The organism is Pseudomonas sp. GW821-FHT05H12 (assembly GCF_059419385.1).
Map to the genome: position 1 here is coordinate 75,969 of NZ_JBWKRS010000003.1, position 23,472 is coordinate 99,440.

The window sequence follows — 23,472 nt, forward strand, 5'->3', positions numbered from 1 at the left end:
AGTAGAAACGAAAACGGCGGTGAAGCAAACCTGCTTCACCGCCGCTGATGCGTAGCCGTTTAAGCCAGCTTCTCGAACTTCAAATCCCACACCCCATGCCCGAGTCGCTCACCGCGACGTTCGAACTTGGTGATCGGGCGCTCCGCCGGGCGCGGTACGCATTTGCCGTCTTCGGCGATGTTGCGGTAGCCAGGGGCGACGTTCATCACTTCCAGCATGTATTCGGCATAGGGTTCCCAGTCGGTAGCCATGTGCAGGATGCCGCCCACTTTCAGCTTGCTGCGCACCAGTTCCGCGAAGGACGCCTGGACGATGCGGCGCTTGTGGTGACGGGCCTTGTGCCATGGGTCGGGGAAGAACAGCATCAGGCGGTCGAGGCTGTTGTCGGCGATGCAGCGGTTGAGCACTTCGATCGCGTCGCAGTCATACACCCGCAGGTTGGTCAGGCCTTGAGTCAGCACGCCATTGAGCAGCGCGCCGACACCCGGGCGGTGAACTTCCACACCGATGAAATCCTGGTCCGGCGAGGCGGCCGCCATTTCCAGCAGGGAGTGGCCCATGCCGAAGCCGATTTCCAGGGAACGCGGGGCCGAACGGCCGAACACCTGGTCGTAGTCCACTGGCGCATCCGCCAATGGCAGCACGAACAGCGGCGTACCTTGCTCCAGGCCCTTTTGCTGGCCTTCGGTCATGCGACCGGCGCGCATCACAAAACTCTTGATGCGGCGGTGCTTGGACTCGTCGCCTTCTTCCACGGTGTTCGGCGTTTCGTTTGATTCAGTCATCAATGGCTCTTACTTGATCAGACCATCCAGCGGCGAAGAGGCGCTGGCGTAGAGTTTTTTCGGCATGCGCCCGGCGAGGTACGCCAGGCGGCCTGCGACGATTGCGTGTTGCATGGCTTGGGCCATCATGACCGGTTGCTGGGCATGGGCGATGGCCGAGTTCATCAGCACCGCGTCGCAGCCCAGTTCCATGGCGATGGTCGCGTCGGAGGCCGTGCCTACGCCCGCATCCACCAGCACCGGGATCTTGGCTTCCTCGAGGATGATCTGCAGGTTGTACGGGTTGCAGATCCCCAGGCCGGAACCGATCAGACCGGCCAGCGGCATCACCGCAATACAGCCGATTTCCGCCAGTTGGCGCGCGATGATCGGGTCATCGCTGGTGTAGACCATCACGTCGAAGCCTTCCTTGACCAGGGTTTCGGCGGCCTTGAGGGTTTCGATCACGTTGGGGAACAGGGTTTTCTGGTCGGCCAGCACTTCCAGCTTCACCAGGTTGTGGCCGTCGAGCAGCTCACGGGCCAGGCGGCAGGTGCGCACGGCTTCGATGGCGTCGTAGCAGCCAGCGGTGTTCGGCAGGAAGGTGTAGCGATCTGGCGACAGCACTTCGAGCAGGTTCGGCTCGCCTTCGATCTGGCCCAGGTTGGTGCGGCGCACGGCGAAGGTGACGATCTCGGCGCCGGAGGCCTCGATGGCCAGGCGGGTTTCTTCCATGTCGCGGTACTTGCCGGTGCCGACCAGCAAACGGGACTGGTAGGTACGACCGGCCAGGACGAAGGGCTTGTCGCTACGAACGATGCTCATGGGAAATCCTCGAAATGGGGTGAGGTTCTGCAGAATTCAGAAAGCTGCGCGACTAACCGCCGCCGATGGCGTGGACTACTTCCACCTGGTCACCGTCGGTGAGCGCGGTCTCGGCGTGCTGGCTACGCGGGACGATATCCAGGTTGAGTTCCACTGCGACGCGACGCCCGGTCAGGTCCAGACGGGTCAGCAGGGCCGCAACGGTTTCACCGTCGGGCAGTTCAAAGGATTCGCCGTTCAACTGAATGCGCATGCCACGGGCCGCCATCGTTTTTAGGGGCCCGCATTCTAGCCCGATTGGGGTTGCGGGCCCAAGTCCCTTGGTCAGGCCGCTTGCAGGCGCCACGCCGCCAAGCCGAGGAAGAACCAGCCCAGCAGGAACGCCAAGCCACCAAACGGTGTGATGATGCCCAGCTTGCTGAAACCTGTCAGCGTCAGCACATACAGGCTGCCAGAGAACAGCAGGATGCCGACGGTAAACGAGATACCCGCCCAGCTGACCAACCGGCCAGGAATATGCGCCGCCAGCAACCCCACGCCGAACAACGCCAAGGTGTGTATCAACTGATAGGTCACGCCGGTATGGAAGATCGCCAGGTACTCGGCGCTCAGGCGGTTTTTCAGACCATGGGCCGCGAAGGCGCCAAGGGCGACACCGGTGAAGCCGAAAAAGGCAGCCAACATCAGAAAGCCACGCAACATGAGGAACTCCAGTCAGACGCAAAGGGCCGGGTCTGTATAATGGCCCGCTCAACGGGTTCGGCCAAGCCATCTCTATGCTGCGTCTCCTCTTCAAACGTTTTCTCAAAGTCGTGAAATGGTTTGCCATCGGCAGTGTGCTGCTGGTGCTGCTGTTCCGTGTCGTCCCGCCGCCCGGCACCGCGCTGATGGTGGAGCGCAAGGTGGAGTCCTGGGTCGACGGCGAACCGATTGACCTGCAGCGCACCTGGGTGCCGTGGGACGAGATCTCCGATGACCTCAAAGTGGCGGTGATGGCCGGTGAAGACCAGCGCTTCCCGCAGCATTGGGGTTTCGACTTTGGCGCGATCCAGGCGGCGATCCTGCACAACGAGCGCGGTGGCTCGATCCGTGGCGCCAGCACCTTGAGCCAGCAGGTGTCGAAAAACCTGTTCCTGTGGGCCGGCCGCAGTTATTTGCGCAAGGGCCTGGAAGCGTGGTTTACCGGGCTGATCGAGGTGTTGTGGCCCAAGCAGCGGATTCTTGAGGTGTACCTCAACAGCGTGGAATGGGATGAAGGGGTGTTTGGCGCAGAAGCGGCCGCCCGGCATCACTTTGGGGTGAGTGCCAAGGCGCTTTCGCGGCAGCAGGCCAGTTACCTGGCGGCGGTGTTGCCTAATCCGAGGGTGTGGAGTGCCAGCCATCCGACGGCGTATGTGGCAAGGCGGGCGGCGTGGATTCGGCAGCAGATGAGTCAGTTGGGTGGGGATGGCTATCTACTGGAGCTTAACAACTCCCGCAAGGCCCCCTGGTCCGACTGACATACCGCAAGGCCTAACTGCCCCCAACAAAACTTGACTGGCATCGCACAAAATCTGGCTGACACCCCATAACCTGTAGGAGCCGGCTTGCCGGCGATGGCGGCGTGTCAGGCAGCTCAAGGCAACTGATAGACCGCTATCGCTGGCAAGCCAGCTCCTACAGGGGGGTGCGTGAGGCCGGAAACAAAAATGCCCCGATCTTTCGATCGGGGCATTTTTTTGTCTTATCGCTGCGTGTTAAGCGGCGATCGACAACTTCAGCTTGTTCATCGCGCTCTTCTCAAGCTGACGAATTCGCTCGGCCGACACGTTGTACTTCTGCGCCAGGTCGTGCAGCGTGGCTTTGTCTTCTGCCAGCCAGCGCTGGTAGAGGATGTCACGGCTGCGGTCGTCCAGCACTTCCAGCGCTTCGTGCAGGTTGTGGTTGGAGTTGTCGCTCCAGTCCGCATCCTCCAGTTGACGCGCCGGGTCGTACCGGTGGTCTTCCAGGTAGTTGGCCGGCGATTGGAAGGCGCTGTCGTCGTCTGCTTCAGCAGCAGGGTCGAAGGCCATGTCATGGCCGGTCAGGCGACTTTCCATCTCGCGCACTTCACGGGGCTCCACGCCGAGGCTTTCAGCCACGCGGTGGACTTCCTCGTTGTTCAGCCACGCCAGGCGTTTCTTCTGGCTGCGCAGGTTGAAGAACAGCTTGCGCTGGGCCTTGGTGGTCGCGACTTTCACGATGCGCCAGTTGCGCAGGATGAACTCGTGGATTTCCGCCTTGATCCAGTGCACGGCGAACGACACCAGGCGCACACCCATTTCAGGGTTGAAGCGTTTCACAGCCTTCATCAGGCCGACGTTGCCTTCCTGGATCAGGTCAGCCTGGGCGAGGCCGTAGCCGCTGTAGCTACGGGCGATATGTACGACAAAACGCAGGTGGGCGAGCACCATCTGCCGAGCCGCCCCCAAATCCTGCTCATAGTAGAGACTCTCGGCCAGTTCACGCTCCTGCTCGGGCGTCAGCAATGGAATGCTGTTGACCGTGTGCACATAGGCTTCTAGGTTCGCACCCGGGACCAAGGCATAAGCAGGTTGCAAAGAAGTGGTCATACGAAAAAACCTCCGACTCACATAACTCGTGCAGTGAAGCACTGCGAAAATTGACCGGGAACCGTAGGACAAGTTCCCTAAACCACCAATACGGTCAATACAAACGAAACCACATTAATCTGACATTAACTACTTCGGTGCCAACTCACGTAAGTGACGGGCGACCGCAATCCAAGCACCGATATACCCCAACAAGACTGCGCCAAGCAAGAGACTCAGACCATCGGCTACCGGCACGCCCGCCAGAGCGAAATCGCTGCCGTACAAGCCAGCCAGCCCGATAACCGCGTCGTTCAGCCAGTCAAGGCCAAACGCCAGCACTCCCCAGGACAAAATCCCGGCACCAAAGCCATAAAGCGCGCCCATGTACAGAAAAGGACGACGCACATAGCTGTCTGTGCCGCCGACCAGTTTAATCACTTCTATCTCGGTGCGACGGTTTTCAATATGAAGACGAATGGTATTACCTATCACCAAAAGTAATGCAGACACCAACAACACCGTCAGGCCGAACACAAAGCGGTCGCCCAGCTTGAGAATCGCCGCCAGGCGCTCCACCCAGACTAGATCAAGCTGCGCCTGCTGCACCTTGGGCATCTCTGCGAGTTTTTGTCGCAGGGCTTCCAGCGCGGGCTTGTCCACTTCATTTGGCGTGACCAGCACCACGCCCGGCAGCGGGTTCTGCGGCAGCTCTTTCAGCGCTTCGCCCAGCCCGGACTGTTGCTGGAACTCTTCCAGGGCCTGGTCGCGGCTGATGTACTCGGCGTCTGCCACGCCGGGCAGGTTCTTGATGTCGTCGCGCAGGGCTTCGCCCTCTTTGGCGCTGGCATCGATGTTCAGGTACAGCGAAATCTGCGCCGCACGCTGCCAGGAGCCGCCCAGGCGCTCCACGTTATTAAGCAGCAACGACAAGCCCATCGGCAGGCTCAAGGCCACGGCCATCACCAGGCAGGTAAAGAAGCTGCCGATGGGCTGCTTGCCCAGACGACGCAGGCTGTCCAGCAGGCTGGCGCGATGGCTTTCGATCCAGGCGCGCAGCAGCGTACCGAAGTCCGGGCCATCATCCTCGTCGTGTTTTTTCTTTTTCTGCGGTTGCGGGTCGGCGGCTTTGGGCGCCACGCGCTCGGAAACCTTGGGGCTGCGTGTTGCACTCATACTCCGGCCTCCCCGTCACCGATCAGGCGGCCGCGTTGCAGGGTCAGCATGCGGTGGCGCATGCGGGCAATCAGCGCCAGGTCGTGGCTGGCGATCAGCACGCTGGTGCCCAGGCGGTTGATGTCTTCGAACACGCCCATGATCTCGGCCGCCAGGCGCGGGTCGAGGTTACCGGTGGGTTCGTCCGCCAGCAGCAGGGCCGGGCGATGGACGATGGCGCGGGCGATGCCGACGCGCTGTTGCTGGCCGGTGGACAGGTCGCCCGGGTAGAGATCGGTCTTGTCCGACAGCGCCACGCGCTCCAGGGCCGAATCCACGCGCTTGACGATCTCGGCCTTGGACAGCCCGAGGATCTGCAGCGGCAGCGCCACGTTATTGAACACGGTGCGATCAAACAGCAACTGGTGGTTCTGGAACACCACGCCGATCTGGCGGCGCAGGAACGGAATCTGCGCATTGCTGATGGTTGCCAGATCCTGGCCGGCCAGCAGCAGCTTGCCGGTGGTCGGGCGTTCCATGGCCAGCAGCAAGCGCAACAAGGTACTTTTACCGGCGCCGGAGTGGCCGGTTACAAACAGAAACTCGCCGCGACGCACTCGAAAGCTCAGCTCATGCAAGCCCACATGCCCGTTGGCATAGCGTTTACCGACCTGTTCGAATCGAATCATGAACGCTCCCGCTCGGCAAACAGTGCCTGTACAAAGGGTTCGGCTTCAAAGGTGCGCAGGTCGTCGATGCCTTCACCGACGCCGATATAACGAATCGGCAACCCGAACTGTTTGGCCAGGGCGAAGATCACGCCGCCCTTGGCCGTGCCGTCGAGCTTAGTCAATGCCAGACCGGTCAGTTGCACCGTCTGGTTAAATTGCTTGGCCTGGCTGATGGCGTTCTGGCCAGTGCCGGCGTCGAGCACCAACAACACTTCGTGGGGAGCGTCTGCGTCGAGCTTGCCGATCACGCGGCGTACCTTCTTCAGCTCTTCCATCAAATTGTCTTTGGTGTGCAGGCGGCCTGCGGTGTCGGCGATCAGCACATCGATGTTACGGGCCTTGGCGGCCTGCACGGCATCGAAGATCACGGAGGCGGAATCGGCGCCGGTGTGCTGGGCAATCACCGGGATCTTGTTGCGCTCACCCCAGACTTGCAGCTGTTCTACGGCGGCGGCACGGAAGGTATCACCGGCCGCCAGCATGACTTTTTTGCCTTCGGACTGCAGCTTCTTGGCCAACTTGCCGATGGTGGTGGTCTTGCCCGCACCGTTCACGCCCACAACGAGGATCACGAACGGCTTGTTCGGCTTGATCACCAGTGGAGCTTCCACAGGCTTGAGCATCGCGGCCAGCTCGGCCTGCAGGGATTTGTAGAGGGCGTCGGCGTCGGTCAACTGCTTGCGCGCGACCTTCTGGGTCAGGCTCTGGATGATCACCGCGGTGGCTTCAACACCCACGTCGGCGGTGAGCAGGCGAGTCTCGATGTCTTCCAGCAGCTCGTCATCAATGACCTTCTTGCCCAGGAACAGGCTGGCCATGCCTTCGCCAATGCTGGCGCTGGTCTTGCTCAGACCTTGCTTGAGGCGGGCGAAGAAGCCGGTTTTGCTGGTTTCGGGCGCTGCAACGACGGGCGCAGGCTCGATGACCGCAGGCGCTGCGGCTTCGACGGCGACAACCACTGGCTCAACCACGGCTGGAATCGGCGGCGTGATGTGTTCGGCCTGCACGTCTTCAACCAGGGCCACCGGTTCTTCAGCGACCGGCAGCTCCAGCCACGGCTTGGGCTCTGGTTCGGGCTCTGGTGCAGCTTCAACCACGGGCTGCAACACCGGTTCAGCCATCGGCAATACCACTGGCGCCGGGGTTTCTACAACCGGTTGGGCTTCTACGATGGGCTCAGGGATAGGTTCAGGCTGAACCTGCGGCTGTTCGTCGACGGTTTCCTGCGGCTTTTTGCGCAGCCATCCGAACAGGCCTTTTTTCTCGCCAGCCGCAGCTGGGGTCTTCTTGTCGTCGTTGGAACCAAACATGGAGACGGCTATCTCAAGGTAGCGACGCGCCAGCAGGCGCGTCGGTAAATAAAATTCGATGCGTAACAGACTGTTTTTTAGCCAGCTCGTTCATGCGCAACATTTTGTAAGGCCTAAATAGAGCCTTAACAGGACAGCCGCAGTGGCCGTTCGTAAATCCGACCAGTATCCTAGCACCTCCTCGCCCGCCGACGCTAAGACCAAGCGGGCAGCCCAACAGGTTTAAAAACGAATGAATGCTCTAGCCCGCCACGCCGCAGGCCTGCTGTTCAGCACAGTTTGTCTGCCTCTTTCAGCCCTGGCTGCCGACCCACAACCCACCCATGAATTCACCCTGGATAACGGCCTCAAGGTGGTCGTGCGCGAAGACCATCGCGCGCCGGTGGTGGTTTCCCAGGTCTGGTACAAGGTCGGTTCGAGCTACGAAACCCCGGGCCAGACCGGTTTGTCCCACGCCCTGGAGCACATGATGTTCAAGGGCAGCGCCAAGATCGGCCCCGGCGAAGCCTCGCTGATCCTGCGCGACCTGGGCGCCGAAGAAAATGCCTTTACCAGCGACGACTACACCGCCTACTACCAGGTACTGGCCCGTGACCGCCTGGGTGTCGCCTTCGAACTGGAAGCCGACCGCATGGCCAGCCTGCGCCTGCCGGCCGACGAGTTCAGCCGCGAGATCGAGGTGATCAAGGAAGAACGCCGCCTGCGCACCGACGACAACCCCATGTCCAAGGCCTACGAACGCTTCAAGGCCATGGCCTACCCGGCCAGCGGCTACCACACGCCGACCATTGGCTGGATGGCCGACCTGGAACGCATGAAGGTCGAAGAGCTTCGCCACTGGTACCAATCCTGGTACGTGCCCAACAACGCCACCTTGGTCGTCGTGGGCGATGTCACCCCGGATGAAGTAAAAAAACTGGCCCAGCGCTACTTTGGCCCGATCCCCAAACGTGACGTGCCACCCGCCAAGGTCCCGCTGGAACTGGCCGAGCCCGGCGAGCGCCTGCTGACCATGCATGTGCAGACCCAACTGCCGAGCGTCATTCTCGGCTTCAACGTGCCAGGCCTCGCCACCGCCGAGGACAAACGCTCGGTGCAAGCCCTGCGCCTGCTCTCGGCCCTGTTGGATGGCGGCTACAGCGCGCGTATTTCGGAACAGCTGGAGCGTGGTGAAGAGCTGGTCTCGGCCGCCTCCACCAGCTACGACGCCTACACCCGTGGCGACAGCCTGTTCACCCTGAGCGCTACGCCGAACCAGCAGAAGAAAAAGACCATCGCCCAAGCCGAAGCCGGCCTGTGGCGCCTGCTGGATGAATTGAAAGCCAAGCCGCCGACCACCGAAGAGCTGGAGCGTATTCGCGCCCAGGTCATTGCCGGCGTGGTTTACCAGCGCGATTCCATCACCAGCCAGGCCACGGCCATTGGCTCCCTGGAAACCGTCGGCCTGTCCTGGAAACTCATGGACACCGAACTGGCTGACCTGCAAAGCGTGACCCCGGAAGATATCCAGAAAGCCGCGCGCACCTATTTCACCCGCGAACGCCTCAGCGTCGCCCATGTCCTGCCTGAGGAGACCGCTCATGAGTGATCGCAAAAGCAGCCGCTTGATCTTCCCCGGCCTGGTCGTGGTCACCCTGATCGCGGCGAGCGCCGTGTATTTCCTGCGCCCGAGCGAATCCGTGGCCAGCCCGGCGCTGGAAAAAGCCCAATCGGCCAACAAGCTACAATCCCTGGCAGAGCTGGATGGCAAAGCGCCGACCAACCGCAAGCTCGACGTGCAGACCTGGACCACCGCCGAGGGCGCCAAGGTGCTGTTCGTCGAGGCCCACGAACTGCCGATGTTCGACATGCGCATCCTGTTCGCGGCCGGCAGCAGCCAGGACGGCAACGTCCCGGGCCTGGCGCTGATGACCAACGCCATGCTCAACGAAGGCGTGCCGGGCAAGGATGTCAGCCAGATCGCCAGTGGCTTTGAAGGCCTGGGCGCCGATTTTGGCAATGGCGCCTACCGCGACATGGCGCTGGTGTCCCTGCGCAGCCTCAGCGACAGCAACAAGCGCGACGCCGCGCTGGCGCTGTTTGACCAGGTGATTGGCAAGCCGACGTTCCCGGCCGATTCCCTGGCGCGGATCAAGAACCAGATCCTGGCGGGCTTCGAGTACCAGAAACAGAACCCCGCCAAGCTGGCGAGCCTGGAGCTGTTCAAGCGCCTGTATGGCGACCACCCTTACGCTCACCCGAGCGAGGGCACGCCCCAGAGCGTTCCCGCGATTACCCTGGCGCAGCTGCAGGCGTTCCACGCCAAGGCCTATGCCGCCGGCAACGCCGTGATCGCCGTGGTCGGCGACCTTACCCGCGCCGAGGCCGAAGCCATGACCGCCAAGGTCTCGGCCTCGCTGCCCAAAGGCCCGGCCCTGGCGAAGATTGCCCAGCCTGCCGAGCCCAAGGCCGGCCTAAGCCATATCGAGTTCCCGTCCAAGCAGACCCACCTGCTGTTCGCCCAACTGGGCATCGACCGCGCCGACCCGGATTACGCCGCGTTGTCCCTGGGCAACCAGATCCTCGGCGGCGGCGGCTTCGGCACCCGCTTGATGAGCGAAGTGCGCGAGAAACGCGGCCTGACCTACGGCGTGTACTCCGGCTTCTCGCCGATGCAGGTGCGCGGCCCGTTCATGATCCAGCTGCAGACCCGCGCCGAAATGAGCGGCGGCACCCTGCGCCTGGTGGAGGATGTGCTGGCCGATTACCTCAAGAACGGCCCGACCCAGAAGGAACTGGACGACGCCAAGCGCGAGCTGGCGGGCAGCTTCCCGCTGTCCACCGCCAGCAACGCCGACATCGTCGGGCAGCTGGGCGCCATGGGTTTCTATAACCTGCCGCTGAGCTATCTTGAGGATTTCATGAAACAATCCCAGGCCCTGACCGTAGAGCAGGTCAAGGCTGCAATGAATAAACACTTGAGCGCCGACAAGATGGTCATCGTGACCGCCGGCCCGACGATTGCGCAAAAGCCACTACCGCCCCCCACTGATAAACCCGCCGAGCAGCCGCTCGGGGTTCCGGAGCATTAATGGCCAGTTCATCTCGCCCGAAAAAACCTGTCCACAACGTGCATAACGGTGTGGGCCAGCTGCGCATCATTGGCGGCGAATGGCGCAGCCGCAAGCTGAGCTTCCCCGACGTGGTGGGCCTGCGCCCCACGCCGGACCGCGTGCGCGAAACCCTATTCAACTGGCTCGCGCCGTACATTGCGGGCGCCAAGGTGCTGGACCCGTTCGCGGGCAGCGGTGCGCTGTTCCTGGAAGCACTGTCCCGTGGCGCCGCCCTGGGCCAGGCGCTGGACGCCAGCAATGTGGCGGTTTCCAGCCTCAAGGAACACCTGGGCACCCTGCGCTGCACCACCGGCCAGGTACAGACCGCCGACGCCCTGCGCTACCTGGAAACCCAGCCGGCCAGCGAGTTCGACGTGGTGTTCCTCGACCCGCCGTTCAACCAGAACCTGCTGCCGACCGTCTGCGCGCTGCTGGAAGAACGCCAATGGCTGGCGCCGGATTCGTGGATCTACACTGAAAGCGAAACCGCGCCCTCGACCCTGGGCTTGCCCGGCACCTGGCGCTTGCACCGCGAGCAAAAGTCCGGCCGCGTCTACTACGCGCTGTGGCAACGCAGCATCGCTTGACTGTAGTGAGCGGGCTTGCCCCGCGCCAGGGGAACCGCGGTGCTTCAGAAAATCCGAGGTGCCTGGGTTTAGGGAGCGGCGCCCCCGGCGCGGGGCAAGCCCGCTCACTACAAGTGCGTTCGCCATAGAGACATTGATGAAACCTTCTGCCGACCTGTTCAAACCCGCCCTTGGCCTCGGCAACCCTCACCTGCAAACCTTGTGGGGACCGTTGTGGCGCCCCACCACCCACATTGAACGCCAGCGCGAACGCCTGTGGCTGGACGACGGCGACTTCCTCGACCTCGACTGGCACGGCCCTCACGACGCGCAAGCGCCGTTGGTGCTGGTGTTGCACGGTCTGACCGGCTCGTCCAATTCGCCCTACGTGGCCGGGCTGCAAAAAGCCTTGGCCATTCAAGGTTGGGCCAGCGCCGCGTTGAACTGGCGTGGGTGTTCGGGAGAGCCCAACCTGTTGGCGCGCAGCTATCACTCGGGCGCCAGCGAAGACCTGGCCGCCGCGATTGCCCATCTGCGCGCCAAGCGGCCATTGGCGCCGCTGTATGCCGTCGGGTATTCGCTGGGCGGCAACGTGCTGCTCAAGCATTTGGGCGAGACGGGCGAGGCGTCAGGGCTGCAAGGCGCGGCGGCAGTGTCGGTACCGTTTCGCCTGGACCAATGCGCCGATCGCATCGGGCTGGGCTTTTCGCGGGTGTACCAGAAGCACTTCATGCGCGAGATGCTGGCGTACATCCGCGTCAAGCAGAGCCGCTTTGAGCAGGATGGCCGGGCGGACGGGCTCAAGACCCTGGAAGACCTTGGCTCATTGGAGAAGATGCGCACGTTTTGGGATTTCGATGGCCGGGTCACCGCGCCGCTGCACGGCTTCCTGAGTGCCGAGGACTATTACCGCCGCGCGTCGAGCCGTTATTACCTGGGGGCAATTCGTACGCCGACCCTGATTATCCAGGCAGCGGATGACCCGTTTGTGTTTGCCCACAGCTTGCCCGAGGCGAGTGAACTGTCGGCGTGCACCGAGTTTGAGCTGCTGGCCAAGGGTGGGCATGTGGGGTTTGTCGACGGTTCGCTCAAACGCCCCGGTTATTACCTGGAGCGCCGTATTCCTGCCTGGCTACTGACACAATACAAACCGCACCTGTAGGAGCCCGGCTTGCCGGCGATGGGGCCCTTAAGACCGTCATCGCCGGCAAGCCGGGCTCCTACAGGATTGTGTGATCAATCACCCGTTGCAACTTCACGCTGCGGGTCGGTAATCCACTCACTCCACGACCCCGCATACAACTTGCCCAACGGGTAACCCGCCAGGCTCAGGGCGAACAGGTTGTGGCACGCCGTGACGCCCGATCCGCAATACGCCACCAGTTCATCCGGCGAACGCCCCTGCAGTTGCGCGGCGAAGCGCTGCTTGAGTTGTTCGGCCGGCAGGAAGCGCCCATCGCTGCCCAGGTTTTCAGTGAACGCCGCGCATTGCGCGCCCGGAATATGCCCGGCGACCGGGTCGATAGGCTCCACGTCGCCACGAAACCGCGCCGGGGCCCGGGCATCGATCAAGGTCAGGCCCGGTTGGCCCAGGCGTTTTTGCAGGTGTTCGGCGTCCAGCACCAGGTGGTTGTCCGGTGTGCCGGCAAATGTACCGGGCTCGATCACCGGTGCGTCCAGACTCAGCGGGAACCCTGCGCTGTGCCAGGCCTTGAGGCCACCGTCCAGCACAAACACGCCCTCGCGCTTGCCCAGCCAGGCCAGCAACCACCAGGCGCGGGCGGCATAGGCGCCGGGGCCGTCGTCATACAGCACGATGTCGGTGTCGGCGCTGATGCCCCAGGCGCGCAATTGTCGAACCAGAACATCGGCAGCAGGCAGCGGGTGACGACCGGTCACCCCCTTGGTCACCGGGCCACTCAGGTGGCGCTCAAGGTCAGCATACTGCGCGCCGTCGATATGCCCTTCGGCATAGCTGCACAGCCCGTAGTCCGGGTCTTCCAGGGCAAAGCGGCAGTCGAGGATCACCCATCCGCCGGCCTTCTGGCGCTCGGCCAGTTGCTGGGGGCTGATCAATTGGGCAAGCGGCATGACGGACTCCTGTGAACAGATTCGGGAAAGGTCCTACTTCACTTCTTCCAGTGCCTGGTTCAACGGCACGTAAAACTCTTTGAACAGGGCATCCACCGCCTCTTTCGCCTGGGGGGTGACGAAACCTGCTTCCAACACCAACACCTGATACACCCCGCGCTTGATCGCCTCAGCGCTCAAATGGGTGGAATTTTCGTTGGTGGTGCACAGGAAACGCACCCACGAGGTGAGGATGATCCAGGCATTGAGGGTCAGGGCCTCGGTTTGCACCGGGTCCATATTGAGGATCCCCGCGTCGACGAACCCTTGATAGATAGCACCGCCCTGGGTCAGGCAGCGCTGGGAAAAACGCCGGTAACCGGTGGCCAGCTCCGGGTCGCTTTCCAGCAGGTGTTCGAGGTCACGGTGCAGGAAACGGTAGCGCCACATGCCGGCCAGCACGGCTTGCAGGTAGAAGCGTTTGTCTTCGACGGTGACGGCGCGGCCCTGGGGCGGGCGCAGGAAACTGTCCACCAGGGCTTCGTATTCACGAAACAGCACGGCGATGATCGCCTGCTTGTTGGGGAAGTGGTAGTACAGGTTGCCCGGGGAGATTTCCATATGGGCAGCAATATGGTTGGTGCTGACACTGCGCTCGCCCTGCTGGTTAAAAAGCTCCAGGCTGGTTTGCACAATGCGCTCGCTGGTCTTTACTCGTGGTGCCATAGGGAATCAGCTTCTGTACACGTGAAGGGGCATCTTACGGCCTATCCTTGCCGGGATAAATCCACATGTTGCTGCAATGTTATTTGACAATTTAGAGCAATGACTCTAATAAATGAACCATTCAAATAACAATCGGGAACTGTGCCATGTCTGCCAACGTTGCCTACCTGCAAGATTCCCAGGCGCTGGATCAACTCCAGGACCTGTTCGATACCCAGCGTCGAGCCTATGCGGCCAACCCGATGCCGCCCGCCGCGCAACGCCAGCAATGGCTCAAGGCCCTGCGTGACCTGCTCAGCGACGAGCGCCAGGCATTGATCAACGCGATCAGCCAGGACTTCAGCCATCGCAGCGCCGACGAAACCCTGTTCGCCGAACTGATGCCCAGCCTGCATGGCATTCACTACGCCAGCAAACACCTCAAACGCTGGATGAAACCTTCTCGCCGCGCCGTAGGCATTGCCTTCCAGCCAGCGTCAGCCAAAGTCATTTATCAACCGCTGGGGGTGGTCGGGGTGATCGTGCCCTGGAACTACCCGCTGTACCTGGCCATTGGGCCACTGGTGGGCGCGCTGGCGGCCGGCAACCGGGTGATGCTCAAGCTCAGTGAATCCACCCCCGCCACCGGCGAATTGCTCAAGGCCTTGCTGGCGAAAATCTTTCCCGAGGACCTGGTGTGCGTGGTGCTGGGTGAAGCCGAAGTCGGCATGGCGTTTTCCAAGCTGCCCTTCGATCACCTGTTGTTCACCGGCGCCACCAGCATCGGCAAACACGTGATGCGGGCGGCGGCCGAACACCTGACCCCGGTCACCCTGGAGCTGGGTGGCAAGTCCCCGGCGATCGTCTCGGCCGACGTGCCACTCAAAGACGCCGCCGAACGTATCGCTTTCGGCAAAGCCCTGAACGCCGGGCAAACCTGTGTGGCCCCCGACTACGTGCTGGTTCCAGAGGATCGGGTAGACGGTTTCGTCGAGGCCTACACCCAGGCCGTTCGCGGGTTCTATCCGACTCTGGCCGACAACCCGGACTACACCGCGATTATCAACGAGCGGCAATTGGCCCGGCTCAATGCCTACGTCAAGGACGCCACCGACAAGGGCGCGACCTTGATTTCGCTGTACGACCAGGGCCAGGCCCGGCGCATGGCTCACAGCCTGCTACTGAATGTCAGCGACGACATGACGGTGATGCAGGATGAAATCTTCGGCCCGGTGCTGCCCATCGTGCCGTATCGCGGCCTCGATCAGGCGTTTGCCTACATCAACGGGCGCCCTCGCCCACTGGCCCTGTATTACTTCGGCTACAACAAGGCCGAGCAAAACCGCGTGCTCCATGAGACCCATTCCGGTGGCGTGTGCCTGAACGACACCCTGCTGCATGTGGCCCAGGACGACATGCCGTTTGGCGGTATCGGCCCTTCCGGCATGGGCCACTACCACGGCCACGAAGGCTTCCTCACGTTCAGCAAGGCCAAGGGTGTGCTGGTGAAACAGCGCCTGAACGCGGCGAAGCTGATCTACCCGCCGTATGGCAAATCGATCCAGAAACTGATCCAGAAACTGTTCGTGCGCTGAAACCACCACCCTCGGGATAACAATAACAATGAACCCAAGCCTGACTGAAACACCCGCACTGTCGCGGCGCGGCGTCCTCAAGATCGGCCTGTGTGCCAGTGCCTTTCTGGCCACGGCCGGGATGGGCGCCAGCCTCAGTGGCTGCTCCAGCAGCACACCGGCCAGCGGCTTTGCCATGTTGCGCAGCAGTGACCTGCCGTTTCTGCGGGCGGTCATTCCGGTGCTGCTGGAAGGCGCCGCCAGCGCCGAGGAGGTGGTCGCCGGTATCGAGGACACTCTGAAAAAACTCGACTACAGCCTGCAGCACCTGTCGCCGGAGATGTTCAAGCTCACCCAGCAACTGTTCGACGTGCTGGGCATGGGCATCACCCGTGGCCCGCTGACCGGCATTTGGGGCAGTTGGGAGAACGCCAGTGCCGAGCAGATCCGCAATTTCCTGCACCGCTGGGAAAACAGCTACCTGAACCTGCTGCGCATGGGCCAGGGCTCGCTGCTCAAGCTGGTGATCATGGCCTGGTATTTCCGACCGGCGTCCTGGGCGCATTGCGGCTACCCCGGCCCGCCGAAGATCTAGCCCTGACACCCCAAATCAATTGTGGGAGCTGGCTTGCCTGCGATAGCGGTGGATCAGCAATAAATGCACTGGCCGGCAGACCGCTATCGCAGGCAAGCCAGCTCCCACAGTGACTGCAACGTCGTACAAAAATAAGAGTGCATGTTTATGCCCGTACCCGATCTGTTCCGCGAGGGCCTGGCCCGTGGCTGGAAAACCCACAATGGCGCCGCCCTTGAAAGCGACCTGACCCTGGAAGCCGATGTAGCCATCATCGGCAGCGGCGCCGGTGGCGGCACCACCGCCGAGATCCTCAGCGCTGCCGGCTACAAGGTGTTGCTGATCGAAGAAGGCCCGCTCAAGACCAGCAGCGACTTCAAGCTGCTTGAGGACGAGGCCTACGCCAGCCTGTACCAGGAGGGCATCGGCCGCATGAGCAAGGATGGCGCAATCACCATCCTGCAGGGCCGGGCCGTCGGCGGCACCACGTTGATCAACTGGACGTCGAGCTTTCGCACCCCGGACGCCACCCTCGCCCACTGGGCCAGTGAATACGCGGTCAAGGGCCACAGCAGTGCCGAGATGGCGCCGTGGTTCGAAAAAATGGAGCAGCGCCTGGGCATTGCGCCCTGGGCCATCCCGCCAAATGCAAACAACGACGTGATCCGCAAAGGCTGCGAAAAGCTCGGCTACAGCTGGCACGTGATCCCGCGCAATGTGCGCGGCTGCTTTAACCTGGGGTATTGCGGCATGGGCTGCCCGGTCAACGCCAAGCAATCGATGCTGGTGACCACCATCCCGTCCACCCTGGAAAAAGGCGGTGAGCTGCTGTACCTCGCGCGGGCCGAACGCCTCATATACAGCGGCGACAGCATCAGCAGCCTGGAATGCGTTGCCATGGATGAACGCTGCGTGGCGCCCACAGGGCGCAAGATCACGGTGAAGGCCAAGCATTACGTGCTGTCCGGTGGCGGCATCAACAGCCCGGCACTGCTGATGCGCTCGGACGCGCCCGACCCGCATTCGCGGCTCGGCAAGCGCACTTTCCTGCACCTGGTGAATTTCTCTGCGGGCCTGTTCGACGAAGTGATCAACCCGTTCTACGGCGCACCTCAGTCCATTTACTCCGACCATTTCCAATGGCAGGACGGCACCACCGGCAAAATGTCCTACAAGCTGGAAGCTCCACCCTTGCACCCAGGATTGGCCAGCACCTTGTTCGGCGGCTATGGCGGGCAGAACGCCCTGGAGATGAGCCAACTGCCCCACACCCACGCGATGCTGGCGCTGCTGCGCGACGGCTTCCACCCCGACAGCCAGGGCGGCACGGTGGATTTGCGCGGCGACGGCACGCCGGTGCTCGACTATCAGGTCTCGCCCTACGCCTGGGATGGCCTGCGCCGGGCTTTCCACAGCATGGCCGAGATCCAGTTCGCGGCCGGTGCCAAGTCAGTCAAGCCGTTGCACCACGACGCGCGTTACGTGACCACCCTGGCCGAAGCCCGCAGTGTGATTGACGGGTTGAACCTTGAATTGCACCGCACAACCTTGGGCAGTGCTCACGTGATGGGCGGCTGTGCAATGGGCGAAGACCCTAAAAATGCCGTGGCCGACAGCCTCGGTCGGCATCACCAACTGCGCAACCTGTCGATCCATGATGGCTCGCTGTTCCCCACCAGCATTGGGGCCAACCCCCAATTGTCGGTGTATGGATTGACCGCGCAACTGGCGACAGCATTGGCCGAACGTCTGAAAACGGCGTGAAAAAACACGGTCTATCGGGCTTTCTTCTACATAAGTTGACTTGGCCGACCGGGATGGCTGCGATACCATCCGGTTCCCCAACGGACTCCGCCAGGACGACGCGATGAACCGAGTGTTGTACCCAGGTACCTTCGACCCGATTACCAAAGGCCATGGCGATCTGGTCGAACGTGCCTCTCGCCTGTTCGACCATGTGATCATCGCGGTCGCGGCCAGCCCCAAGAAAAACCCGCTGTTTCCCCTGGAACAGCGCGTGGAGTTGGCGCGTGAGGTCACCAAGCACCTGCCCAACGTGGAAGTGGTGGGCTTTTCGACCTTGCTGGCGCATTTCGCCAAAGAGCAGAACGCCAATGTGTTCCTGCGTGGCCTGCGTGCGGTGTCGGACTTCGAATACGAATTCCAGCTGGCCAACATGAACCGCCAACTGGCGCCAGACGTGGAAAGCCTGTTCCTCACGCCGTCGGAACGTTATTCGTTCATTTCCTCGACATTGGTGCGTGAAATCGCCGCTTTAGGCGGAGATATCACCAAGTTCGTCCACCCCGCCGTGGCCGATGCGCTGACCCTGCGCTTCAAGAAGTAAGACCGCTCAATCGGCGCCTGCTCGCACTGCGGGCGCCAATGCGGCACAATTGCGCGCATTAGTTTTTCAGATGCCTTGGCTGACGGCCCTGGCAGGAGTTTCCATGTCCCTGATCATCACCGACGATTGCATCAATTGCGACGTCTGCGAACCCGAGTGCCCGAACGCTGCGATTTCCCAAGGCGAAGAGATCTATGTGATCGACCCGAACCTGTGCACCCAGTGTGTCGGCCACTACGACGAACCCCAGTGCCAGCAGGTATGCCCGGTGGATTGCATTCCATTGGATGAAGCCCATCCGGAGACGGAAGAGCAGTTGATGGCCAAGTATCGGTTGATTACCGGTAAGGCCTGAAGTTTTGTGGCGTCTGTAAGGGCGCTATCGCCGGCAAGCCGGCTCCTACAGTTGATCGCATTCCTCCTGTAGGAGCCGGCTTGCCGGCGATGGCGATATCAGCCATCACACAGAATCAGCGCTGGCACTTAGGGCAAAACACACTCGCCCGCTGCCCCAGCACCACATTGCGCAATTCAGTCCCGCACACCTTGCACGCCTCGCCGCCTCGGCCGTAGACGAACAGTTCCTGCTGGAAATACCCCGGCTGCCCGTCCCCACCGATAAAATCGCGTAACGTCGTGCCGCCCCGCTCGATAGCAGCCGCCAGCACGCGTTTGATCTCGATCGCCAGCTTCAAATAACGCGCCCGCGAAATGCCGCCTGCCTCGCGACGCGGATCGATCCCCGCCGCGAACAGCGCTTCGGTCGCATAGATATTGCCCACGCCCACCACCACCGCGTTGTCCATGATGAACGGCTTCACCGCCATCGAACGCCCGCGAGACAGCTGGAACAGGCGATCGCCGTCAAACAGGTCGGTCAGCGGCTCCGGCCCCAGGCGAATCAGCAGCTCATGGTTGTGTGGGTCCTGGCTCCACAGCATCGCGCCAAAACGCCGAGGGTCGGTGTAGCGCAGGGCCAGGCCCGACTCCAACTCGATGTCCACATGCTCATGCTTGGCGGCGGGCATCCCGACCTCTACCAGCCGCAGGTTGCCCGACATGCCCAAATGGCTGATCAAGGTGCCCACTTCGGCGTTGATCAGCAGGTACTTGGCCCGCCGCTCCACCAACACGATGCGCTGCCCCGACAGGCGCACATCGAGGTCTTCCGGAATCGGCCAGCGCAGCCGCCGCTCACGCACCACCACGCGGCTGACGCGTTGGCCTTCCAGGTGCGGTGCGATCCCGCGTCGGGTGGTTTCGACTTCTGGTAACTCGGGCATGTGTACCTCGTGAAGAACGGTTTAGTGGGCGCCCAGCTCGCGGATCGACAGCTTCATGCTTTCGAAGTCGTAGTCCGACAGGCCCACGTAGTCCAGCACCAGGTGGCCAATGGCATTCCATTCGTGGTCCACCGACTGGTTGCCCAGTACGCGGTAGGACGAGCAGATGTGCTCTGCCATCTTGAGGATCGCCAGCAGGTTTTTCAGCTGGGAATTGCGCGACGACTCATCGCTGAAGATCGCCAGGGCATTGTGGTGGTTGGCGATGGCGTCGGTCACATGTTGCGGCAGGCGCCAGGATTTGGCGGTGTAGTAGCCCACCACTGCATGGTTGGTGTTGAACGCGTTGTTCTCGGTGTCGACCACGCGACAATCCGGGCCGGCGTTGGCGTAGGCCTCTTCCAGCACGGCCATGTAATTGGGGAACCGCTTGAGCATCAGCGGCACGCCACAATCGTGGAACAGGCCCAAAGCATAGGCTTCGTCCACCGCCTGGGCGCCGGTGCGTTTGGCCAGGGTGAGGCAGGTCATGGCCACGTCCTGGGCGGTGTCCCAGAAACGGTTGAGGGTGACGATGGTGTCGTCGCTCATCTCGCCTCTGATCGACAGCGCGTTGATCAGGTTGATGATCGAGCGGCTGCCCAGCAGGTTCACTGCACGCTGGATCGAGGCGATCTTGTTGCTCAGGCCGAAATACGACGAGTTGACGATTTTCAGCAGTGCGCCGGACAAGCCCGGGTCCTGGGAGATCAACCGTGCGATCACTTCCAGGTCCGGGTCGGGCATGTACTGCTCCATCTGCAAATCCACCATGATTTGCGGTTGGGGCGGCACGCTGATGCCTTGCAGGGCCTGTTGGATCTGTTCGGCGGAAAGCTCTTGGGACATAAGTACTTACTCTGGGCTAGGCGGGGATTCTAACCTCTATGGGAACCTGACTGACACCTCAAAAACCTGAATGCAAACCCAATCAAATGTGGGAGCTGGCTTGCCTGCGAAAGCATCACCGCCGTACGTCAGATACACCGCGCCGTCCGCATCGCAGGCAAGCCAGCTCCCACATGAACAGCGCCGCAACAGGTATACTCCCGCTCTTTTTTCCGGAGCGACGTCATGTCCCTGCCAAGCCTGCGTCTCAAAGCCAACGCCGATCGTCGTTTGCGCAACGGCCACCTGTGGGTCTACAGCAACGAAATCGACGTGGCCGCCACCCCACTTCACGGCTTCCAGGCAGGCGACCAGGCTATCCTGGAAGCAGCCGGCGGCAAGACCCTGGGCATCGTGGCCATGAGCCCGAACAACCTGATCTGCGCCCGCCTGCTGTCGCGCGACATCAAGTTGCCTTTGGACAAGTCGCTGCTGGTGCACCGCCTGAACGTCGCTCTGTCCCTGCGTGACCGCTTGTTCGACAAGCCGTTCTACCGCCTGGTCTACGGCGATTCCGACCTGTTGCCAGGCCTGGTGGTTGATCGTTTCGGCGACATCCTGGTGGTGCAGATCGCCTCGGCGACCATGGAAGCCCACAAAGAAGACGTGATCGCGGCACTGACCCAAGTGCTCAAGCCAAGCGGCATCCTGTTCAAGAACGACTCCGCCGCACGCGACGCTGAAGGCCTCAACCGCTACGTCGAAACCGTGTTCGGCCTGGTACCGGAGTGGGTGGCGCTGGAAGAAAACGGTGTGAAATTCGAAGCCCCGGTGATCCAGGGCCAGAAGACCGGCTGGTTCTACGACCACCGCATGAACCGTGCGCGCCTGGCCCCGTATGCCAAAGGCAAGCGCGTGCTCGACCTGTACAGCTACATCGGCGGCTGGGGCGTGCAAGCTGCCGCGTTCGGCGCCAGTGAAGTGTTCTGCGTCGACGCCTCCGCCTTCGCCCTCGACGGCGTGGAGCGCAACGCCGCGTTGAACGGCTTTGCCGAAAAAATGACCTGCATCGAAGGCGACGTGTTCGAAGCGCTGAAAGAACTGAAAGCCAGCGAAGAGCGCTTCGACGTGATCGTCGCCGACCCACCGGCCTTCATCAAACGCAAAAAAGACATGAAGAACGGCGAAGGCGCCTACCGCCGCCTGAACGAGCAAGCCATGCGCCTGCTCAGCAAGGACGGCATCCTGGTCAGCGCCTCGTGCTCCATGCACTTGCCGGAAGACGACCTGCAAAACATCCTGCTGACCAGCGCCCGCCACCTGGACCGCAATATCCAGATGCTCGAACGCGGCGGCCAGGGCCCGGACCATCCGGTGCACCCGGCGATTGCCGAGACGCGCTACATCAAGAGCATTACGTGCCGCCTGCTGCCTAACAGCTGACTGACACCGCAACACCTGTAGGAGCCGGCTTGCCGGCGATGACGCCAGATCAGGCACTGCATCAGCGCCTGACCCACCGCTATCGCCGGCAAGCCGGCTCCTACATTTTTGTGCGTTGTGTCATGCCTGTTTCCAATGCCTCTGAGCATTGACTTTCCCCCTCATCAAATCAATTCTGCGTCCTCGCTCAAGGACTGAGTTTTGACCTGATGACCACCCTCGCCACCCCCGCCCGCAAAACCGCCGCCATCTTCCTGCTGATGACGATGACGGTCCTAGGCGTGTTCCCCCTTGATGTAATCCTCCCCTCGTTCCCGTCCATGGCGACACATTTCGGCACGTCGGTGGCCGACATTGCGCTCTCCGTCAGCCTGTTTTCCATCGGTCTTTCCTTGTCGCTGCTGCTGGTCGGCCCCCTGTCCGACAACCTGGGGCGTAAACGCCTGCTGATGATCGGCATGACCGTTGCCGTCATAGGCTCGGCAGGCTGCGCGATGGCAGACGACTTCACTACGTTTCTGTTGTTCAGGGTGGTGCAGGCAGTCGGGTGCGGCAGCTTTGTGCTGTCCCAGGCGCTGGTTCAGGACCTGTTTGTGGGCAAGGAGCAGGAGCGGCTGCGAATCGCCATCGTCACGGCGGGCGGGATCTGCATTTCAGTCTCGCCCTTGTTCGGCAGTTGGCTGCAAACCTGGCTGGACTGGCGCGGCAGTTTCCAGGTGTTTGGGGTCATTGGCCTGGTGTTGGTATTCAAGGCCTGGTGGCTGCTGGAAAGCCCAGGTTCCACGCCATCAGCCCGCGTTCCCATTCTGAAGGCCTATCGTCAGGTGTTGTCCGACCGACGTTTTGTCAGCTACTGGCTGATCTCGGCGCTGGCCTTCACCTGTCACTTCGCCTTTATCGTGGTGTCGCCGATCATCCTGATGGAACAACTGGCCCTCACGCCTTACCAATTCTCCCTGGCGCTGCTGCTCTATGGCGCGGCCTATGTGCTGGGTGGCGTGGGCGCGGGCTGGATGAACCGACGAATGGAAGGCCACACTCAAATCGTCACCGGCCAGCGGCTGATCGCGTTGGCGGGCGTGCTGATGCTGGTGCTTCATAACGTGTGGGGCTTGAGCGTGATAACGGTGATGCTGCCGATGATTCTGTGCACAGCCGGCACCACCATCACCCGGCCGATAGCCACGTCCCGTGCCATGGGGCTGTTTCCACACAGCGCCGGGACGTCAGCATCGGCCGGCAACGTGATCATTTTCGTCAGTGGCGGTTTGATCAGCGGGCTGGTCAGCCAGACCGGCGCACAGGTCATGAGCGTACTGCCGATGACCTTCCTGATCCTGAGCGCAATCGGCATGGGCCTCAATGCCCTGGTGCAAAGGCCTGCGCACGTCTCGTAAGCGCTAACTTCACACTGGCGGCCATTCCCTCCCGCCGCCAGCGGTGTAGAATCGACGCTATTCATCGCCAGTCATCCCCCGGCGGGTTTATGAGCTCGAGGCCCAAGCAAGCGGCGATCCCGCGACGCGAGTGGCAACTTCCGGACACACGGCCATTTCTGAGTGTTCCAGACGTCAATAGAAGCTCACTCCCTTTTGA

At 61.9% G+C, this 23,472-nt stretch carries 24 protein-coding genes; 12 read left to right on the top strand and 12 right to left on the bottom strand.

Annotation, left to right across the window (positions count from 1 at the left end; translation table 11 throughout):
* Positions 1–59 precede the first annotated feature (59 nt).
* The 4 genes from trmB to AC07SU_RS03655 form a co-directional block, all read right to left on the bottom strand.
* Positions 60–785: a tRNA (guanosine(46)-N7)-methyltransferase TrmB gene (trmB, locus tag AC07SU_RS03640; RefSeq protein ID WP_176996773.1), complete on the bottom strand. Its 726-nt coding sequence runs from the start codon at positions 783–785 to the stop codon at positions 60–62.
* Between the two features lie 9 nt (positions 786–794).
* On the bottom strand, positions 795–1,589 hold the full coding sequence (locus AC07SU_RS03645; RefSeq protein ID WP_105521099.1) for a thiazole synthase: 795 nt from the start codon (positions 1,587–1,589) through the stop codon (positions 795–797).
* Positions 1,590–1,641: 52 nt separating this feature from the next.
* Positions 1,642–1,842 (bottom strand): sulfur carrier protein ThiS, encoded by a 201-nt coding sequence (gene thiS / locus AC07SU_RS03650; protein WP_025859525.1) that lies wholly within the window; start codon positions 1,840–1,842, stop codon positions 1,642–1,644.
* A 71-nt stretch (positions 1,843–1,913) separates the two neighbouring features.
* Positions 1,914–2,291 carry a DUF423 domain-containing protein gene (locus tag AC07SU_RS03655; RefSeq protein ID WP_494996233.1) on the bottom strand — a complete coding sequence of 126 codons (378 nt, stop codon included), beginning with the start codon at positions 2,289–2,291 and terminating at the stop codon, positions 1,914–1,916.
* Between the two features lie 74 nt (positions 2,292–2,365).
* Between AC07SU_RS03655 and mtgA the strand changes: the two genes are divergently transcribed.
* The gene (gene mtgA / locus AC07SU_RS03660; protein ID WP_494996234.1) at positions 2,366–3,088 is read left to right on the top strand and encodes a monofunctional biosynthetic peptidoglycan transglycosylase; all 723 of its coding nucleotides are present in this window, start codon (positions 2,366–2,368) and stop codon (positions 3,086–3,088) included.
* Positions 3,089–3,325: 237 nt separating this feature from the next.
* Here the strand turns inward: mtgA and rpoH are convergent, their stop codons facing one another.
* The 4 genes from rpoH to ftsY all read right to left on the bottom strand — a co-directional run bounded on the left by rpoH (position 3,326) and on the right by ftsY (position 7,355).
* Positions 3,326–4,180 (bottom strand): RNA polymerase sigma factor RpoH, encoded by an 855-nt coding sequence (gene rpoH / locus AC07SU_RS03665; RefSeq protein ID WP_016972967.1) that lies wholly within the window; start codon positions 4,178–4,180, stop codon positions 3,326–3,328.
* Between the two features lie 129 nt (positions 4,181–4,309).
* Positions 4,310–5,335: a permease-like cell division protein FtsX gene (gene ftsX, locus AC07SU_RS03670; RefSeq protein ID WP_176996776.1), complete on the bottom strand. Its 1,026-nt coding sequence runs from the start codon at positions 5,333–5,335 to the stop codon at positions 4,310–4,312.
* The gene (ftsE, locus tag AC07SU_RS03675; RefSeq protein ID WP_003234627.1) at positions 5,332–6,003 is read right to left on the bottom strand and encodes a cell division ATP-binding protein FtsE; all 672 of its coding nucleotides are present in this window, start codon (positions 6,001–6,003) and stop codon (positions 5,332–5,334) included. The genes ftsX and ftsE overlap by 4 nt, the downstream gene beginning before the upstream one ends.
* Positions 6,000–7,355, bottom strand: coding sequence for a signal recognition particle-docking protein FtsY (ftsY, locus tag AC07SU_RS03680; RefSeq protein ID WP_176996777.1), 1,356 nt, complete (start codon positions 7,353–7,355; stop codon positions 6,000–6,002). Before ftsY ends, ftsE begins: the two co-directional genes overlap by 4 nt.
* A 232-nt stretch (positions 7,356–7,587) precedes the next feature.
* On the opposite strand from ftsY, the gene AC07SU_RS03685 reads away from it, so the two are divergent.
* From AC07SU_RS03685 to AC07SU_RS03700, 4 genes are all read left to right on the top strand, one after another.
* Positions 7,588–8,943: a M16 family metallopeptidase gene (locus AC07SU_RS03685; RefSeq protein ID WP_494996235.1), complete on the top strand. Its 1,356-nt coding sequence runs from the start codon at positions 7,588–7,590 to the stop codon at positions 8,941–8,943.
* Positions 8,936–10,426 carry a M16 family metallopeptidase gene (locus tag AC07SU_RS03690; protein ID WP_494996236.1) on the top strand — a complete coding sequence of 497 codons (1,491 nt, stop codon included), beginning with the start codon at positions 8,936–8,938 and terminating at the stop codon, positions 10,424–10,426. The genes AC07SU_RS03685 and AC07SU_RS03690 overlap by 8 nt, the downstream gene beginning before the upstream one ends.
* Positions 10,426–11,034: a 16S rRNA (guanine(966)-N(2))-methyltransferase RsmD gene (rsmD, locus tag AC07SU_RS03695; protein ID WP_494996237.1), complete on the top strand. Its 609-nt coding sequence runs from the start codon at positions 10,426–10,428 to the stop codon at positions 11,032–11,034. The genes AC07SU_RS03690 and rsmD overlap by 1 nt, the downstream gene beginning before the upstream one ends.
* Positions 11,035–11,170: 136 nt before the next feature.
* A complete protein-coding gene (locus AC07SU_RS03700) occupies positions 11,171–12,175 on the top strand; it encodes a hydrolase (protein WP_494996238.1) in 1,005 nt (334 codons plus the stop codon).
* A 74-nt stretch (positions 12,176–12,249) separates the two neighbouring features.
* Here AC07SU_RS03700 and AC07SU_RS03705 read toward each other — a convergent pair whose 3' ends face one another.
* Both AC07SU_RS03705 and AC07SU_RS03710 read right to left on the bottom strand, forming a co-directional pair.
* Positions 12,250–13,104, bottom strand: coding sequence for a sulfurtransferase (locus AC07SU_RS03705; protein WP_494996239.1), 855 nt, complete (start codon positions 13,102–13,104; stop codon positions 12,250–12,252).
* Positions 13,105–13,137: 33 nt separating this feature from the next.
* Positions 13,138–13,809 carry a TetR/AcrR family transcriptional regulator gene (locus AC07SU_RS03710; protein WP_176996783.1) on the bottom strand — a complete coding sequence of 224 codons (672 nt, stop codon included), beginning with the start codon at positions 13,807–13,809 and terminating at the stop codon, positions 13,138–13,140.
* A gap of 146 nt (positions 13,810–13,955) precedes the next feature.
* On the opposite strand from AC07SU_RS03710, the gene AC07SU_RS03715 reads away from it, so the two are divergent.
* From AC07SU_RS03715 to AC07SU_RS03735, 5 genes are all read left to right on the top strand, one after another.
* Positions 13,956–15,383, top strand: a complete 1,428-nt coding sequence (locus AC07SU_RS03715) for a coniferyl aldehyde dehydrogenase (RefSeq protein WP_494996240.1) — start codon at positions 13,956–13,958, stop codon at positions 15,381–15,383.
* A 28-nt stretch (positions 15,384–15,411) separates the two neighbouring features.
* Complete coding sequence (locus tag AC07SU_RS03720) at positions 15,412–15,957, top strand: twin-arginine translocation pathway signal protein (RefSeq protein WP_494996241.1); 546 nt, start codon at positions 15,412–15,414, stop codon at positions 15,955–15,957.
* A 147-nt stretch (positions 15,958–16,104) separates the two neighbouring features.
* Positions 16,105–17,700 carry a GMC family oxidoreductase gene (locus AC07SU_RS03725; protein WP_494996242.1) on the top strand — a complete coding sequence of 532 codons (1,596 nt, stop codon included), beginning with the start codon at positions 16,105–16,107 and terminating at the stop codon, positions 17,698–17,700.
* Between the two features lie 103 nt (positions 17,701–17,803).
* The gene (gene coaD, locus AC07SU_RS03730; RefSeq protein WP_003176711.1) at positions 17,804–18,283 is read left to right on the top strand and encodes a pantetheine-phosphate adenylyltransferase; all 480 of its coding nucleotides are present in this window, start codon (positions 17,804–17,806) and stop codon (positions 18,281–18,283) included.
* 103 nt (positions 18,284–18,386) lie between these two features.
* The gene (locus AC07SU_RS03735; RefSeq protein ID WP_017139475.1) at positions 18,387–18,638 is read left to right on the top strand and encodes a YfhL family 4Fe-4S dicluster ferredoxin; all 252 of its coding nucleotides are present in this window, start codon (positions 18,387–18,389) and stop codon (positions 18,636–18,638) included.
* 115 nt (positions 18,639–18,753) lie between these two features.
* On the opposite strand, the gene mutM is transcribed toward AC07SU_RS03735, so the two are convergent.
* Positions 18,754–19,566 (bottom strand): bifunctional DNA-formamidopyrimidine glycosylase/DNA-(apurinic or apyrimidinic site) lyase, encoded by an 813-nt coding sequence (gene mutM, locus AC07SU_RS03740; protein WP_178920022.1) that lies wholly within the window; start codon positions 19,564–19,566, stop codon positions 18,754–18,756.
* A gap of 21 nt (positions 19,567–19,587) precedes the next feature.
* A complete protein-coding gene (locus AC07SU_RS03745; RefSeq protein WP_176996901.1) occupies positions 19,588–20,400 on the bottom strand; it encodes an HDOD domain-containing protein in 813 nt (270 codons plus the stop codon).
* 279 nt (positions 20,401–20,679) lie between these two features.
* Between AC07SU_RS03745 and AC07SU_RS03750 the strand changes: the two genes are divergently transcribed.
* Positions 20,680–21,876 carry a class I SAM-dependent rRNA methyltransferase gene (locus tag AC07SU_RS03750; RefSeq protein ID WP_003195152.1) on the top strand — a complete coding sequence of 399 codons (1,197 nt, stop codon included), beginning with the start codon at positions 20,680–20,682 and terminating at the stop codon, positions 21,874–21,876.
* Positions 21,877–22,085: 209 nt separating this feature from the next.
* On the top strand, positions 22,086–23,273 hold the full coding sequence (locus AC07SU_RS03755) for a Bcr/CflA family efflux MFS transporter (RefSeq protein ID WP_494996243.1): 1,188 nt from the start codon (positions 22,086–22,088) through the stop codon (positions 23,271–23,273).
* The last annotated feature ends 199 nt before the right edge of the window (positions 23,274–23,472 follow it).